We start from the raw sequence: 18,677 nt of genomic DNA, 5'->3' as shown, positions 1-18,677 counted from the left end.
CGTCGGGCAGGGCCACCTCGGCGTACACCTCGCCGTCGCCGGCCCACACCCGCCGCAACCCCTGGAACACCGGCCCGTACGACAGCCCGTGCTCCGCGAAGGCCGGATACCAGCCGGCCAGTTCCACCTCGGACGCCCCGGCCGGCGGCCAGGCACCGACGGTCGGCTCCTCGACGGCGGCGGGCTCCAGCACACCCTCGGCGTGCCGGACCCACTCCGCCTCGACGTCCTCCTCCGGCTGCGAGTGCACCGTCACCTGGCGCGCCCCGGACTCCTCCGCCGCGCCGACGCGCACCTGCACCCGCACCGCACCGGACGCCGGCAACGCCAGCGGCGCCGAGACGGTCAGCTCCCGTACCCGCGACGAACCCACCTCGTCGCCGGCCCGCACCACCAACTCCACCAGAGCCGTGCCCGGCACCACCACCGCACCCGACACCACGTGATCGCCCAACCACGGATGCGACGACAACGCCAACCGACCCGTCAACACCACCTCGTCGTCACCCGCCAGACGCACCGCCGCACCCAGCAGCGGATGACCGGCAACCCCAAGACCCGCACCGGAGACGTCACCGACCCGCCACGACCCCACCTCGGGCCAGAACCGCTCCCGCTGGAACGCGTACGTCGGCAGGTCCACCCACGCCGCAGAGGTGTCGGCGAACCACGCCTGCCAGGTGACGGGGACGCCGTGGACGTGCAGGTCGCCGAGGGCGGCGAGCAGGGCGTGCGCCTCGGGCCGGTCCTTGCGCTGGGCGGCGACGGCGAGCACGTCGTCGTCGCCGGGCAGGATGTCGCCGGTCAGCGCGGTGAGGACGCTCTGCGGGCCGATCTCCAGGAACGTGTCGGCGCCGGCCGCGCGCAGGGCGGCGGTCCCGTCGGCGTACCGGACGGCCTCGCGGACGTGCCGGACCCAGTAGTCGGCGGTGCGGATCTCCTCGGGGTCCGCGAGGGCTCCGGTCAGGTTGGACACGATCGGCAGCGTCGGGGCGGAGAACGTCAGCTTGCCGAGGATGCGGCGGAACGTCGCCAGCATCGGCTCCATCAGCGGGCTGTGGAACGCGTGGCTGACCGTCAGCCGCCGCGTCCGGACGCCCCGCTCCCGCCAGGCCCGCTCCACCTCGTCCAGGGCCTCCACCGCACCCGAGACGACGACGGAGGACGGGCCGTTGACCGCCGCGATGCCCAGCCGGTCGGTCAGCCCGTCCAGCGAGGCCAGCACCTCGGCCTCGGGCGCGTTCACCGCCAGCATCCCGCCGCCGGCCGGCAACGCCTGCATCAGCTTGCCGCGGGCCGCGACCAGGGCGCACGCGTCCTTCAGCGGCAGCACCCCGGCCACGTACGCGGCCGTGATCTCCCCGACCGAGTGGCCGCCCACGAAGTCCGGCACGACCCCGAACGACTCCACGAGGCGGAACAGCGCCACCTCGACGGCGAACAGCCCGGCCTGGGTGAACACGGTCTGGTCCAGCAGGCCCGCCTCCGGCGAGCCGTCGGGCGCGAACAGGACCTCGCGAAGCGGCTGCGGCAACACCCGGTCCAGGTGCCCGCACACCTCGTCCAGCGCCGACGCGAAGACGGGGAAGGCCTCGTACAGCTCGCGGCCCATCCCGGCGCGCTGCGCGCCCTGACCGGAGAACAGCACCGCGAGCGAGCCCCGGTCCCCGGCCTGCCCGGCGACCACCGCGCCGGACGGCTCACCGGCCGCCAGGGCGCGCAGCCCGGCCAGCAGGTCGTCCCGGCCCGCGGCGGCGACCACGGCCCGGTGGTCCAGGGCCGCCCGGGCGACCACCGACGAGAAGGCCACGTCGAGCGGGCGCAGGTCCGGGTCGGCCGCGAGCGCGGCCGCCCACCGCTCGGCCTGGGCCGGCAGGGCGGTGGCCTGGGCGGCCGAGAGCAGCACCGGAACCACCGGGAGCGCGCGGGGGGCGGGCTCGGCGGCCGGCTCGGCCGTGGGCTCGGGCGCCTGCTCCAGGATGAGGTGGGCGTTGGTGCCACTCATGCCGAACGAGGAGACCCCGGCCCGCCGGGGCCGGTCGTCCGCGTCGGCCCACGGCCGCGCCTCGGTGAGCAGCGAGACGGCGCCGGCCGACCAGTCGATGTGCGGGGACGCGGTCTCGACGTGCAGGGTCGCGGGGAGCAGCCCGTGCCGCATCGCCTGCACCATCTTGATGACCCCGGCGACGCCGGCGGCGGCCTGGGTGTGCCCGATGTTCGACTTCAGCGAACCGAGCCACAGTGGGCGGTCGGTGGGTCGGTCCTGCCCGTACGTCGCGAGCAGCGCCTGCGCCTCGATCGGGTCTCCGAGCCGGGTGCCGGTGCCGTGCGCCTCGACGGCGTCGACGTCGGCGGGGGCGAGGCGGGCGTTCTCCAGGGCTTGGCGGATGACGCGCTGCTGGGCGGGGCCGTTGGGGGCGGTGAGGCCGCTGCTGGCGCCGTCCTGGTTGACGGCGCTGCCCCGGATGACGGCGAGGATGCGCCGCCCGTTGCGCTGGGCGTCGGAGAGCCGCTCGACGAGCAGCATGCCGACGCCCTCGGACCAGCCGGTGCCGTCGGCGTCGGCGGAGAACGCCTTGCAGCGCCCGTCGGAGGCGAGGCCGCGCTGCCGGGAGAACTCGATGAAGCCGCCGGGGGTGGCCATGACACTGACGCCGCCGGCGACGGCGAGGCCGCACTCGCCGTCGCGCAGGGCCTGGCTGGCCAGGTGCAGGGCGACCAGGGACGAGGAGCAGGCGGTGTCGATGGTGACGGCCGGCCCTTCGAGGCCGAACGAGTAGGCGAGCCGGCCGGAGATGACGCTGGCGGCGGTGCCGGTGAGCACGTACCCCTCGGCGCCCTCGGGAAGGCGGCGGAGCACCGTGGCGTAGTCCTGGCCGGCGGTGCCGACGAAGACGCCGGTCCGGCTGCCGCGCAGCGAGTTCGCGTCGATGCCGGCGCGCTCGAACACCTCCCAGGTGGTCTCCAGCAGCAGGCGCTGCTGCGGGTCCATGGCGAGGGCCTCGCGCGGGGAGATGCCGAACAGCGTCGGGTCGAAGTGGCCGGCGTCGCGCAGGAAGCCGCCCCGGTCGCTGTACGAGGTGCCGGGGTGGTCGGGGTCCGGGTGGTACAGCGCCGCCAGGTCCCAGCCGCGGTCGTCGGGGAACGTCCCGGTCGCGTCCGCGCCGGCGGCCACCAGGTCCCACAGTTCCTCGGGTGAGCCCACCCCGCCGGGGAACCGGCACGCCATGCCCACGATGGCGATCGGCTCCGGCTCGGAGCTCTCCAGTTCCCGCAGGCGCCGGTGCGCCTGGCGGAGCTCGGTGGTCACCCACTTCAGGTGTTCGAGGAGCTTTTCGTCGTCCGCCATGACCCACCCGCCCGGAGCTTGCTACCGATCAATTCCGCCGAACATTGAGCAAGCCATCGATTCGACTCGGCGTAATTGACCGGAGAGGACCGATGGCGAGAGAACCACCTAGCGCTTCAATGTGTTTCCTCACCGCTGATCACGCGCACGCCACCGCACCGTCCGACCCCGCAATGCCGGCACCTGACCGCCACCGTGTGTGGACGGTACTGAGCGCTGATCTGCGGCCCAACCCCTACGGACCCCTCATTCAGCCGGGCGTGCGGGCCGCCGGACGAACCGAATAAGCGCAGGCCGGAGTGGGTCGCGGCGACGCGCGGCGACGCCCGCCGGAGGGGTGGTCAGGCGGGGCGCCGGGCGGGGGCCGGCAGGATCGACCGGAGTTGTCCCGGCGGGTTGGCGCGGCGTCGCCACTCGCGCGGGTAGCCGACGGAGACCTCCTCGAACCGGATCCCGTCGTACCAGGTGGTGCGGGGGATGTGCAGGTGGCCGTAGACGGCGACGCGGGTGTCGTAGCGCAGGTGCCAGTCCGCGGTGAGGTCGGTGCCGCACCACTGGGCGAACTCGGGGTAGCGCAGGATGCGGGTCGGCTCGCGGACCAGCGGGTAGTGGTTGACCAGGACGGTGGGCAGCCCGCCGCGTTCCGCGTCGAGCCGCCGCTCGGTCTGGATCACCCGCGCCCGGCACCAGGCGTCCCGGCTCGGGTACGGGTCCGGGTGCAGCAGGATCTCGTCGGTGCAGACGACGCCCGTCTCGTGCGCCCGGGCGAGGGCCTGCTCCCGGGTGTACGTGCCGGGGGGCCGCCACGTGTAGTCGTACCCGACGAAGAGCGGGACGATCAGGACGGGGTCGCCGTCGGCGTCCCACACCGGGTACGGATCCTCGGGGGTGACCACGCCGAGGCGGCGGCACAGCTCCACGAGGTGTCGGTAGCGGGCCTCGCCGCGCAGCTGGTTCGGGTCGTCGCGGGGCGTCCACAGCTCGTGGTTGCCGGGCGCCCAGACCACCTTGGCGAAGCGGTCCCGGAGCAGGCCGAGCGCCCACTCGATGTCGGCGACGAACTCGCCGACGTCGCCGGCGACGATCAGCCAGTCGTCGTCGCTGTTCGGGCGCATGGCCTCGACGAGCGCGCGGTTCTCCGCGTACACGACGTGCAGGTCGCTGATCGCGAGTAGCTGGCGGCCGTGGGAGCCGGTCACACGGAACCTCCCGTCCCTCCGGGCACCCGCGTGCACCCCCACCGCCCGTCCGCGCGCACCGGCGCGGGACGGCATCCGCCTGTCGGGCTCCGACCCTACGGAGCCCGACAGGCGGCGCACACCCCTAGATGCGACCGGCCCACCCCTAGGCGGGCGACGGTCAGGACTTGCCGAACTCCCGCTGGATGATGTCGAAGATGTCGTCCTCGCTCGCGTCCGCCAGGTCTTCCGCCAGGTCGTCGGCCGGGTCGCTCGCGGGCGCCGGCCGGCTGACGGCCCGCCACCGGGAGAGCAGGTCCTCCAGCCGGCGGGTGATCTCCGCGTCGTCGCGCTGCTCCGCCGGGGCCGTGCGCAGCAGTTGGTCCAGCCGATCGATCTCGGCGACGACCGGGGTGGCCGGGGCAGCGGCGGGGGCCAGCTCGGCGCGCAGGTGGTCGGCGAGGGCCGCCGGCGTCGGGTGGTCGAAGACGAGGGTGGTGGGCAGGGCGAGGCCGGTCTCGGCGGTGAGCCGGTTACGCAGCTCGACGGCGGTGAGCGAGTCGAAGCCGAGTTCCAGGAAGCCCCGCCCGGCGCGGATCGCGGCCGGGGTGCGGTGGCCGAGGACCGTGGCCGCGCTGTGGCGTACGAGGTCGAGCAGGATGCGCTCCCGCTCGGCCGCGCCTGCGGCGGCCAACCGGTCGCGCAGCGCCTGCGGCGCGCCCGCGTCCGACGGCGGGGTCTCCTGCCGGTCGGTCGTCCGGGCCTCGGGGATGCCGCCCAGCAGTGGGCTGGGGCGCAGTGCGGTGAACGAGGCGGCGAACCGGTCCCAGGCCACGTCGGCGACGACGACCGACGTGTCGTCGCGGTCCAGCGCGGCCTGCAACGCGGTGACCGCCAGCTCCGGTGCCAGCGCCGGCAACCCGCGACGGCCGAGCTGCTCCTGCTGCTCGCCGTGGGCCATGCCCGCGCCGGCCCAGGGGCCCCAGGCCACCGCCGTGCCGACCGCGCCCCGGGCGCGCCGACGCGCCACCAGGCCGTCGAGGTACGCGTTGGCGGCGGCGTAGCCGGCCTGGCCCGCCGAACCCCACACCCCGGCGATCGACGAGAACACCACGAACGCGTCCAGCGCCTCGTCGGACAGCAGCTCGTCCAGGTTCGCCGCACCGTCGACCTTCGCCCGCAGGACGTGGGCCAGCTCGTCGGCGGTCATCTCGGCGAGCGGGGTGGACTGCGCCGCCCCGGCGGCGTGGAAGACGGCGCGGACGGGCTCGCCCAGCTCGGCCAGCAGCCCGGCGAGGGCGTCCCGGTCGGCCACGTCGCACGCCGCGATCGTCACCCGCGCACCCGACCCGCCCAACCGCTCCGCCAGCTCCGCCGCGCCCGACGCCCGCTCACCCTGCCGACTCGTCAACACGACGTGCTCGGCGCCGGCCCCGACGGCCCACTCCGCCACCCGCGACCCCAACGCCCCCGTACCACCGGTGACCAGCACCGTCCCCGACAGCCGGAACTCCCGCCGCGTGGGATCGGACCCGGCCCGGACGAGCCGGCGGACGAACACCCCCGACGGGCGCACCGCCACCTGGTCCTCGACCCCGACCGCGATCACCCCACACAACCGCCGTACCGCCCGCGCGTCGAGAATCTGCGGCAGGTCGACCAGGCCACCCCACCGCCGCGGCTCCTCCAACGCCGCCACCCGCCCGAGACCCCAGGCCCCGGACGCGACGGGGTCCACGGGGGCATCGGAGCCACCCACGGCCACCGCCCCCCGCGTCAACCACCACACCCGCCCGTTGAGGGCACAGTCACCGAGCGCCTGCACCGTCGCGAACACCTCCGGCACACCCGCCCCGGACAGCGACAGCAGCGACACCACCCCGGCCACCTCACCGGCGGCGCGGAGGGCCTTGGCCACCAGCTCGCGATCGTCGGCCGGGCCGTCGAGCACCAGCGGCCGGACCTTCGCCCCGGCCGCCGTGAGACCGTCGGTCACGGTCGCGAGCAGGGCATCGTCGACGCCGGCGTACGGCACCAGCAGCAGCCAGGTCCCGGACAGCGTCCCGTCGGCGTCGGGTACGGCCTCCCAGTCGACCCGGTAGCGCCAGGAGTCGACGGTCGACCGCTGCCGTCCCGCCCGCCGCCACCGCGCCAGTCTCGGCAGCAGGACGCCCAACGGCTGATCGGCTTCCAGCCGGAACTCCTCCCCCAGCCCGGCCAGGTCCTCCTGCTCCACCGCCGCCCAGAATTGCTCGTCGATCTCCGATCCGCCGGTGTTCGGCGGGGCCGGGGCGGCTGACGGCGTGTCGAGCAGCCAGTAGCGCTGGCGTTGGAAGGCGTAGGCGGGCAGGTCCACGGTCCGGGGCGACTTGCCGGTCTGCGCAGTGAACCAGCCCGCCCAGTCGATCGGTGTGCCCGTCACGTGCAACCTGGCCAACGCCGTCACCAGGGCCATCGCCTCGGACTGGTCCCGACGCAGCGCAGGAATCTGCTGCACCGGCCGGTCGGCGGGCGTCTCCGCCGCCATCGCCGTCAGCGTCGCGTCCGGGCCGACCTCCAGGAACGTACTCACCCCACACCCGTGCAGCGTCGCGATGGCGTCGGAGAACCGGACCGCCTCCCGCACATGCCGCACCCAGTACCCCGGCGAAGCGACCTCGCCCGGATCAGCCAGCCCACCCGTCACGTTGGAGACGATCGGCAGCCTCGGCACCTGCCAGGTCAGCGTGTCGAGCACCGCCCGGAAGTCGTCCAGCATCGGCTCCATCAGGCGCGAATGGAACGCGTGACTGACCGACAACCGCTTGACCCGCCAACCCCGCCCGACGCACCGCCCCTCGACCCCATCAAGGTCAGCCACCGCGCCGGACAGCACGACGGATCGCGGCCCGTTCACCGCCGCGACATCCACGCTGTCACCGGCCAACTCGCGGACCTCGTCCTCGGACGCACCGACCGCGAGCATCCCGCCACCCGACGGCAACGCCTGCATCAGAGATCCACGAGCGGCAACCAGAGCGCAGGCGTCCTCCAACGACAACACCCCCGCCACACAGGCGGCGGTCACCTCACCGATCGAATGCCCAGCCAGATAGTCCGGCCGCACACCCCACGACGACAACAGCTCGTACAGGGCCACCTCGACCGCGAACAACCCCGCCTGCGTGAACACCGTCTGATCCAACAGTTCGGCCTCAGGCGACCCTTCGGAGGCGAACACCACCTCCCGCAACGGGCGCGGCAACCGGCCCTCGAACCGGGCACACACCCCGTCGAACGCCTCCGCGAACACCGCGAACGAGTCGTACAGCTCCCGACCCATCCCCACCCGCTGCGCACCCTGACCCGTGAACAGGAACGCCCGACGGCCGGTAACCACCTCACCCGAGACGACGGTGCCCGCCCCGCCCGCCCCGGCGAGGACGTCCAACCCGGCCAGCAACTCGTCCCGATCGGCACCGAGAACCACCGCCCGGTGCTCCAACGCCGCCCGAGCGGTGGCCAGCGACCAGCCGACCTCCACCACATCCGAGGACCCGCGCCGGGCGAACTCCGCCAACCGCCCCGCCTGACCGGACAACGCCTCCGCCGACCGCCCCGACACCAACCACGGCACCACCGGCAGATCGGCACCCACCGTAGCCTCCGCCTCGACCGCCTCCGCCTGCTCGATGATCACGTGCGCGTTCGTCCCCGAGATCCCGAACGACGACACCGCCGCCCGACGCGGCCGACCCACCACCGGCCACGGCATCGACCCGGTAGCAAGCGCGACCGCACCCGACGACCAGTCCACCTTCGACGACGGCACATCCACGTGCAGCGACGCCGGCACCACACCATGCCGCATCGCGAGAACCATCTTGATCACACCCGCCACACCCGCGGCGGCCTGAATGTGACCGATGTTCGACTTGATCGACCCGAGCAGCAGCGGCTCCACGCCGTCACGGCCCTGGCCGTACGTGGCGAGGAGTGCCTGGGCCTCAATCGGGTCGCCGAGGGTGGTACCCGTGCCGTGCGCCTCCACCGCGTCCACGTCGGCGGTGGTGAGCCGCGCGTTGGCGAGGGCCTGGCGGATCACCCGCTGCTGGGCCGGCCCGTTCGGCGCGGTGAGTCCGTTGGACGCGCCGTCGGAGTTGACGGCGGTCCCCCGCACCACGGCGAGCACCCGGTGACCCAGGCGCTGCGCGTCGGACAGCCGCTCCACCAGCAGCATCCCGACGCCCTCACCCCAGCCCGTCCCGTCCGCCGACTCGGCGAACGACCGGCAGCGGCCGTCGGCCGACAGGCCCCCCTGGCGGGAGAACTCCACGAAGGTGGCGGGGGATGCCATCACCGTCACGCCACCGGCGAGGGCCAGATCGCACTCCCCCGACCGCAGCGCCTGCGCCGCCAGGTGCAACGCCACCAGCGACGACGAGCACGCCGTGTCGACGGTCACCGCCGGCCCCTCGAACCCGAACGAGTACGCCACCCGCCCCGACAGGACGCTGGTCGCGTTACCGGTCAGCAGGTGGCCGCCCACCTCCTGGTCCCGGCCCATCGCGTTCGACGCGTACCCCTGGAAGCTGGCGCCCGCGAAGACGCCGACGCGTTCGCCCTTCAGGCGCGACGGGTCCACGCCCGCGGATTCGATCGCCTCCCACGAGGTCTCCAGCAGCAGCCGCTGCTGCGGGTCCATGGCGAGCGCCTCGCGGGGCGAGATCCCGAAGAACTCCGCGTCGAACGCGCCCGCGTCGTAGACGAAGCCGCCCTGGCGGGGGAAGGACGTGTCCGAGAGCCGGCCGTCGAGGAAGCTGTCCCAGCCCCGGTCGAGGGGGAAGTCGGAGATGCCGTCGCGGCCGTTGACCAGCAGGTCCCACAGTTGGTCGACGCCGTCGACGCCGCCGGGCAGCCGGCAGCTCATGCCGACGATCACGATCGGGTCGTCGTCGACCGCCGCCGTCCGCTCCGCGGCGACCGAGGTGGCCGGCGTGCCGGTCAGCTCGGTGCCCAGGTGGGCCACCAGCGCCAGCGGCGTCGGATGGTCGAAGACGAGGGTGGTGGGCAGGGCGAGCCCGGTCTCGGCGGTGAGCCGGTTGCGCAACTCCACGGCGGTGAGCGAGTCGAAGCCCTGGCTCTGGAAGGCCTTGTCCGCCGGCACGGCGTCGGGCGTCGCGTGCCCGAGCACCACGGCGACCTGGGCGCGTACGAGGTCGAGCAGGTACGCGTCCCGCTCGGCCGGCGACATCCCGGCGAGCCGTCGGCCAAACTGCGAGCGTTCCTGGGCATCGTCCCGGCCGCCCTCGGCGTCCGTCGTGGTCCGCGCCTCGGGGATCTCGGCCAGCAGTGGGCTGGGCCGCAGCGCCGTGTACGACGCGGCGAACCGGTCCCAGGCCACGTCGGCGACGACGACCGACGTGTCGTCGCGGTCCAGCGCGGCCTGCAACGCGGTGACCGCCAGCTCCGGCGCGAGCGCCGGCAATCCGCGGCGGCTCAGCTGTTCCTGCGCCTCGCCCTGCGCCGCCATCCCGGCGCCGCCCCAGGGGCCCCAGGCCACGGCTGTGGCGGTCACGCCCCGAGCGCGCCTGCCCACGGCGAGCGCATCCAGGTACGCGTTGGCGGCGGCGTATCCGGCCTGGCCCGCCGAACCCCACACCCCGGCGATCGACGAGAACACCACGAACGCGTCCAGCGCCTCGTCGGACAGCAGCTCGTCCAGGTTCGCCGCACCGTCGACCTTCGCCCGCAGGACGTGGGCCAGCTCGTCGGCCGTGATGTCGGCCAGCGGGGTGAACTGCGGGGCTCCGGCGGCGTGGAAGACGGCGCGGACGGGCTCGCCCAACTCGGCCAGCAGCCCGGCTAGGGCGTCCCGGTCGGCCACGTCGCACGCCACCACGGTCACCCGCACACCCACGCCGCGCAGCCGCTCCGCCAGCTCCGCCGCGCCCGGTGCCCGCTCACCCTGCCGACTCGTCAACACGACGTGCTCGGCGCCGGCCCCGACGGCCCACTCCGCCACCCGCGACCCCAACGCCCCCGTACCACCGGTGACCAGCACCGTCCCCGACAGCCGGAACTCCCGCCGCGTGGGATCGGACCCGGCCCGGACGAGCCGGCGGACGAACACCCCCGACGGGCGCACCGCCACCTGGTCCTCGACCCCGACCGCGATCACCTGACACACCCGTCGTACCGCCCGCGCGTCGAGAATCTGTGGCAGGTCGACCAGGCCACCCCACCGCCGCGGCTCCTCCAACGCCGCGACGCGCCCGAGACCCCAGGCCGCGGACGCGACGGGGTCCACGGGGGCATCGGAGCCACCCACGGCCACCGCCCCCCGCGTCAACCACCACACCCGCCCGTTCACGCCGCAGTCGCCCAGTGCCTGGACCGCCGCCAACGCCTCCGGCACACGAGCGCCCGACAGCGACAGCAGCGACACCACCCCCGCCACCTCGCCGGCCTCGGCCAGTACGGGACGCAACCGGTCGGCCACGTCGTCCCGCGTCAACGCCGCCGGGTCCAGAACGACCGGGAGCACCTGCGCGCCGTGCGTGGCCAGGCCCTCGGCCAGGGGGTGGTCGGCCTTCCCTGGCAGCGCCAGGACCAGCCAGGTCCCGGTCAGAGCCTCAGACGGTACGGAGGGAAGGTGCCGCCACTCGACGCGGTAGCGCCAGGAGTCGGCCGTCGACCGCTGCTGTCCCGCCCGCCGCCACCGCGCCAGTCTCGGCAGCAGGACGCCCAACGGCTGATCGGCTTCCAGCCGGAACTCCTCCCCCAGCCCGGCCAGGTCCTCCTGCTCCACCGCCGCCCAGAACCGCTCGTCGATCTCAGAGCCGGGCCGGGATGCGCTGTCGCCGCGGGTGGGCGGCTCCGGCCAGTACCACCTGCCCTGGAAGGCGTAGGTGGGCAGGTCCACGGTCCGGGGCGACTTGCCGGTCTGCCCGGTGAACCAGGCTGCCCAGTCGATCGGCGTGCCCGTCACGTGCAACCTGGCCAACGCCGTCACCAGGGCCGTGGCGTCGTCCTGGTCCCGGCGCAGGGCAGGAACCTGCTGCACCGGCCGGTCGGCGGGCGTCTCCGCCGCCATCGCCGTCAACGTCGCGTCCGGGCCGACCTCCAGGAACGTACTCACCCCACACCCGAGCAACGTGACGACCGCGTCCGAGAACCGGACCGCCTCCCGCACATGCCGCACCCAGTACCCCGGCGAAGCGACCTCGCCCGGATCAGCCAGCCCACCCGTCACGTTGGAGACCATCGGCAGCCTCGGCGCCTGCCAGGTCAGCGTGTTCAGGACCGCCCGGAAGTCGTCCAGCATCGGCTCCATCAACCGCGAATGAAACGCGTGACTCACCGACAACCGCTTGACCCGCCAACCCCGCCCGACGCAGAGCTGCCCGACCCGGTCAAGGTCAACCTCCGCACCGGACAGCACCACCGACCGAGGCCCGTTCACCGCCGCGACATCCACGCTGTCACCGGCCAACTCGCGGACCTCGTCCTCGGACGCGCCCACCGCCAGCATCCCGCCACCCGACGGCAACGCCTGCATCAGAGACCCACGAGCGGCAACCAGCTTGCAGGCGTCCTCCAACGACAACACCCCCGCCACACAGGCGGCGGTCACCTCACCGATCGAATGCCCGGCAAGGTAGTCCGGCCGCACACCCCACGACGACAACAACTCGTACAGGGCCACCTCGACCGCGAACAACCCCGCCTGCGTGAACACCGTCTGGTCCAACAGCTCAGGCTCACCGAACACCACGTCCCGCAACGGGCGTGGCAACCGGCCCTCGAACCGGGCACACACCCCGTCGAACGCCTCCGCGAACACCGGAAACGAGTCGTACAACCCACGACCCATCCCCACCCGCTGCGCACCCTGACCCGTGAACAACACGGCGACCCGACCCGGCGACGCCTGACCCGTCACCACACCGGAAACCGCGGAACCGCCCGCCAGAGCCTCCAGCCCCGCCAGAAGCTCACCACGATCCCGGCCCAGCACCACCGCCCGGTGCTCCAACGCCGCCCGAGCGGTGGCAAGGGACCAGCCCACCTCCACCGCCGGCACACCCGACTCCCGCCGGGCGAACTCCACCAACCGCCCCGCCTGACCGGACAACGCCTCCGCCGACCGCCCCGACACCAACCACGGCACCACCGGCAGATCGGCAACCACCGTAGCCTCCGCCTCGACCGCCTCGGCCTGCTCGATGATCACGTGCGCGTTCGTCCCCGAGATCCCGAACGATGACACCGCCGCCCGACGGGGACGGTCCACCACCGGCCACGGCGCCGACTCGGTAGCAAGCGCGACAGCACCCGACGACCAGTCCACCTTCGACGACGGCTCATCCACGTGCAGCGTCGCCGGCACCACACCGTGCCGCATCGCGAGAACCATCTTGATCACACCCGCCACCCCGGCGGCGGCCTGCGTGTGACCCAGATTCGACTTCACCGACCCCAACAACAACGGCTCAGCCCCGTCACGACCCTGCCCATAGGTCGCCAACAACGCCTGCGCCTCGATCGGATCACCGAGCGTGGTACCCGTCCCGTGCGCCTCCACCACATCCACGTCAGCCGGAGACAACCGCGCGTTCGCCAGAGCCTGCCGGATCACCCTCTGCTGCGACGGACCGTTCGGCGCCGTCAACCCGTTCGACGCCCCGTCCTGGTTCACCGCCGAGCCGCTTACCACCGCGAGGACCCGCCGACCGTCCCGCCGGGCGCCCGACAGGCGCTGCACCACCAGCACGCCCACGCCCTCACCCCAGCCCGTCCCGTCCGCCGACTCGGCGAACGACCGGCAGCGGCCGTCGGCCGACAGGCCCCCCTGGCGGGAGAACTCCACGAACGCGCCCGGGGTGGCCATCACCGTCACGCCACCGGCGAGGGCCAGATCGCACTCCCCCGACCGCAGCGCCTGCGCCGCCAGGTGCAACGCCACCAGCGACGACGAGCACGCCGTGTCGACGGTCACCGCCGGCCCCTCGAACCCGAACGAGTACGCCACCCGCCCCGACAGCACGCTGGCGGACGCGCCGGTGGCGCCGTACCCGGCGAGGCGTTCGCCGCCGTACCGGATGAGGTTGTCGAAGTCCTGCCCGTTGGTGCCGGCGAAGACGCCGACGCGGCCGCCCCGTAGCGACAGCGGGTCGATCCGGGCGTCCTCGATCGCCGCCCAGGACACCTCCAGCAGCAGGCGCTGCTGCGGGTCCATGGCGGTGGCCTCGCGCGGCGAGATTCCGAAGAACTCCGCGTCGAACGCGCCCGCGTCGTGCAGGAACGCCCCCTGGGACACGTACGACGACGCCATTTCCTCGGGGTCCCAGTGCCGGTTGACGGGGAAGTCGGACATGGCGTCGACGCCGTCGACGAGCAGCCGCCAGAACTCCTCCGTCGACCCGGCGCCGCCGGGGAAGCGGCAGCCCATGCCGACGATGACGATCGGGTCGTCGTCGACGGGACGTACGGTCGGGGTCTGCGCCGCGGGCAGCGCGTGCCCGCCCAGCAGTTCGGTACGGACGTGGGCGGCCAGGGCGGTCGGGTTGGGGTGGTCGAACGCCAGCGTGGCGGGCAGCGTGAGCCCGGTGGCGGCGTCGAGCCGGTTGCGCAGTTCGACGGCGGTGAGCGAGGTGAAGCCGAGGTCCCGGAACGCGCGCTCCGCCGGCACCTGGTCGGCGCTGGCGTGGCCGAGTACCGCCGCGACCTCGCCGCGTACGAGGTCACGGAGCGCGTCGAGCTGCTCGGGCTCGGAGAGCCCGACGAGCCGCTGTCGCAGCGCGCCGGCCCCGGCGGCCCGGTCGGCCGTGGCGGCGTCGGTGACCTGCGGGGCGGTCAGCAGGTCGCGGATCAGCGGGTCGGGGCGCGACCCGGCGGCGTTGCCGGCGAGCCGGTCCCAGTCGACGGCCGCGACCACCAGGTGGGTCTCGTCGTGGTCGAGGGCGCGAGCGAACGCCCGCACGGCGGTGGCGGGGTCCATCGCGCCGAAGCCGTTGCGGGCCATCCGGCGTTCGAAGTCACCCGCGCTGACCCCACCGTCGGCCCACAGGCCCCAGCCGATGGACGTGGCGGGCAGCCCCTCGGCACGCCGGCGGTGGGCGAGGGCGTCGAGCCAGGCGTTGCCGGGGGCGTAGCTGGCCTGGCCCGGGCCGCCCATGGTGCCCGCGAGGGAGGAGAACAGGACGAACGCCGACAGGTCGTGGTCGCGGGTCAGTTCGTCGAGGTGGCGGGCGGCGTCGACCTTGGCGCGCAGGGCCGTCGCCAGCTGCCCGACGGTGAGGCCGTCGACGACGTTGTCGTCGAGCGCCGCGGCGGTGTGCACGACGGCGGTGAGCGGCAGGTCGGCGGGTAGCGCCGCGAGCAGGTCACGCAGGGCGTCCCGGTCGGCGACGTCGCACGCCGCCACGGTCACCCGGGCGCCGAGCGCGGTCAACTCCCGGGTCAGCGCGTCGGCGCCGGGGGCGTCGGGGCCGCGCCGGCTGACGAGGAGCAGGTGGTCGGCGCCGGCCGCCGCGAGGGCGCGGGCGACGTGTGCGCCGAGGGCGCCCGTACCGCCGGTGACGAGCGCCGTACCGCGCGGGGTCCACTCGCGGCCGGGGCCCGCCGGCTGCCCGGCGCGGACCAACCGGCGGGCGTGCGCGCCGGTGGCGCGGACGGCGAGTTGGTCCTCCGCACGCTCGCCGCCGAGCAGGCGGCGCAGCAGCCGTACGCCGCGCGGGTCGGCCGCCTCGGGGAGGTCGACGAGGCCGCCCCAGCGTTGGGGGTGCTCGGCGCGCAGCGCGCCGCCGAATCCCCAGAGCAGCGCCTGGTCGGGGTCGACGTGCTGGTCGCGGGGGCCGACGGCGACCGCGCTCCGGGTGGCGATCCAGAGCCGGGGGCCGGCCCCGACGTCGCCGAGCGCCTGGGCGAGGGCGACGGTGTCGGCGAGTCCGGCCGGCACGGAGGGGGACTCGGGGTGCGGGCCGGGCGCGAGGCCGAGTAGCGACAGGACGACGCTGGGCGGCTGCTCGGCGTACGCCTCGGCGAGATCGCGGGCGAGGGCGTCGCGTCCGCCGCCGGGGGCCACCCGCAGCACCCGTACGCCGGGCGCGGCGAGCGCCGTCGTCCACTCCTCCACCGTCCCGCCGGCGCTGTCGGGTACGACGAGCAGCAGGTCCGTGACCTCCCGGTGGGAGGGGGCGTCGGGGAGCGGCTGCCAGGTGACCCGGTACCGCCACGAGTCGAGCGTCGATTCCGCCTCCCGGCGGCGGCGCCACGCCGACAGGGCGGGCAGCACGTCGCCCAGCGTCGCCTCGGGGTCGACGGCGAGCGTGGCGGCGAGGGCCTCGACGTCCTGGTTCTCGATGACCTGCCAGAAGGTGGCGTCGTCGGGGGCGCCGGGTCCGCTTTCGGGGCCGTGCGGGCGGGTGCGGGCGTTCAGCCAGTAGCGCTGATGACGGAATGCGTACGTGGGCAGGTCCACGGTCCGGGGCGGCTGGCCGGTCTGCGCGGTGAACCAGGCTGCCCAGTCGATCGGCGTGCCCGTCACGTGCAGCCGCGCCAGCGCCGTGACCAGGGCGGTCGTGTCGGGCTGGTCCCGCCGCACGGCGGGAACGTGGTGCACCGGCCGGTCGGCGGAGGTGTCCGCGGCCATCGCGGTCAGCGTCGCGTCCGGGCCGACCTCCAGGAACGTACCCACCCCACACCCGTGCAGCGTCGCGATGGCGTCGGAGAACCGGACCGTCTCCCGCACATGCCGCACCCAGTACCCCGGCGTAGCGACCTCGCCCGCATCAGCCAGCTGGCCGGTCAGGTTGGAGACGATCGGCAGCTTCGGCGCCTGCCAGGTCAGCGTGTCGAGCACGGCCCGGAAGTCGTCCAGCATCGGCTCCATCAGGCGCGAATGGAACGCGTGACTCACCGACAACCGCTTGACCCGCCAACCCCGCCCGACGCAGAGCTGCCCAACCCGGTCAAGGTCAACTTCCGCACCGGACAGCACCACCGACTGCGGCCCGTTCACCGCCGCCACGTCCACGCTGTCACCGACCAGCCCACGAACCTCGCCCTCGGACGCACCCACAGCCAGCATCCCGCCACCGGACGGCAACGCCTGCATCAGAGACCCACGAGCGGCAACCAGAGCGCACGCGTCATCCAACGACAACACCCCCGCCACGTAGGCGGCAGTCACCTCACCGATCGAATGCCCAGCCAGATAGTCCGGCCGCACACCCCACGACGACAACAGCTCGTACAGGGCCACCTCGACCGCGAACAACCCCGCCTGCGTGAACACCGTCTGATCCAACAGCTCAGGCTCACCGAACACCACGTCCCGCAACGGGCGCGGCAACCGGCCCTCGAACCGGGCACACACCCCGTCGAACGCCTCCGCGAACACCGGAAACGAGTCGTACAACCCACGACCCATCCCCACCCGCTGCGAACCCTGACCCGTGAACAACACCGCCCGCCGCCCGGACACCACCTCGCCCGACACGACATTGCCGACCCCGGCCCCAACAGCCAGAGCATCCAACCCGGCCAGCAACTCGTCCCGATCGGCGCCGAGGACCACCGCACGGTGCTCCAACGCCGCCCGCGAGGTGGCCAGCGACCAGCCGACCTCCACCACATCCGACGACCCGCGCCGGGCGAACTCCGCCAACCGCCCCGCCTGGCCGGACAACGCCTCCGCCGACCGCCCCGACACCAGCCACGGCACCACCGGCAGACCCGGCACAGCCGACGCCTCGGCCGAAACCGCCTCCGCCTGCTCCACGATCACGTGCGCGTTCGTCCCCGAGATCCCGAACGACGACACCGCCGCCCGACGCGGCCGACCCACCACCGGCCACGGCGCCGACCCGGTAGCAAGCGCGACAGCACCCGACGACCAGTCCACCTTCGACGACGGCGCGTCCACGTGCAGCGTCGCGGGCACCACACCATGCCGCATGGCGAGGACCATCTTGATCACACCCGCCACCCCGGCGGCGGCCTGCGTGTGACCCAGGTTCGACTTCACCGACCCCAACAGCAGCGGGCGGTCCCCCGGCCGCCCCTGGCCATACGTCGCCAGCAGCGCCTGCGCCTCGATCGGATCACCCAACGTCGTGGCGGTGCCGTGCGCCTCCACCACATCCACGTCGGCCGGAGACAACCGCGCGTTCGCCAGGGCCTGGCGGATCACCCGCTGCTGCGACGGACCGTTCGGCGCCGTCAACCCGTTCGACGCCCCGTCCTGGTTCACCGCCGAGCCGCGTACCACCGCGAGCACCCGGTGGCCCAGGCGCTGCGCGTCGGACAGCCGCTCGACGAGGAGCACGCCGACGCCCTCGGACCAGCCCGTGCCGTCGGCACCCTCGGCGAACGACTTGCACCGCCCGTCCGGGGCGAGCCCGCGCTGCCGGCTGAAGTCGATGAACGTCTCCAGCGTGGTCATCACGGTGACGCCGCCGGCCAGGGCGAGGGTGCACTCGCCGGACCGCAGGGACTGCACCGCCAGGTGCAACGCCACCAGGGACGACGAGCAGGCCGTGTCGACGGTGAGGGCGGGCCCCTCGAACCCGAACGTGTACGCGACCCGCCCGGACAGCACGCTGCTGGCGGTGCCGCCGCCGATGAAGCCGTCCAGGGTCTCGGGCACCTCGCCGAGCCCGGCGGCGTAGTTGTGGTACATCATGCCGGCGAAGACGCCGACGCGGCTGCCGCGCAGGGACAGCGGGTCGATCCGGGCGTCCTCGATGGCCTCCCAGCACGCCTCCAGCATCAGCCGCTGCTGCGGGTCCATCGCCAGCGCCTCGTACGGCGAGATCTTGAACAGCTCCGGGTCGAAGTCCCCGGCGTCGTGCAGGAACCCGCCCTCGCGGGCGTACGTGCTGCCCCGCCGCTCGCCGGTCGGGTCGTACGCCTCGTCGACGTTCCAGCCCCGGTCGACGGGGAAGCCGGTGATGCCGTCGCCGCCGGCGGCGACCAGTTCCCAGAGCTGCTCCGGCGAGCGGACGCCACCCGGATACCGGCAGCTCATCCCGACGATCGCGATCGGCTCGTGGTTCTTCGCGTCGACGGCCTTCAGGCGTTCGCTGGTCTCGGCGAGATCGGCGGTGACGCGCTTGAGGTACTCACGGAGCTTGGCTTCGTTGGCCATCGGGGATTCACCTGTC

At 73.9% G+C, this 18,677-nt stretch carries 3 protein-coding genes; all 3 read right to left on the bottom strand.

Features of this window, described 5'->3' with window-relative positions; genetic code table 11:
• The coding region (locus AB0L34_RS15155; protein ID WP_363705116.1) for a type I polyketide synthase at window positions 1–3,349 on the bottom strand (3,349 nt) is incomplete at its 3' end.
• 341 nt (window positions 3,350–3,690) lie between these two features.
• Window positions 3,691–4,548, bottom strand: coding sequence for a metallophosphoesterase (locus AB0L34_RS15150; protein WP_357465030.1), 858 nt, complete (start codon window positions 4,546–4,548; stop codon window positions 3,691–3,693).
• Window positions 4,549–4,708: 160 nt separating this feature from the next.
• The gene (locus AB0L34_RS15145) at window positions 4,709–18,661 is read right to left on the bottom strand and encodes a type I polyketide synthase (RefSeq protein WP_363705115.1); all 13,953 of its coding nucleotides are present in this window, start codon (window positions 18,659–18,661) and stop codon (window positions 4,709–4,711) included.
• Window positions 18,662–18,677: the final 16 nt, after the last annotated feature.

The organism is Micromonospora sp. NPDC052213 (assembly GCF_040679695.1).
In the GTDB taxonomy this organism is placed as follows: Bacteria; Actinomycetota; Actinomycetes; order Mycobacteriales; family Micromonosporaceae; genus Micromonospora.
Note: the sequence above shows the minus strand (reverse complement) of the source record. Positions and strands in the feature narration are given on the sequence as shown.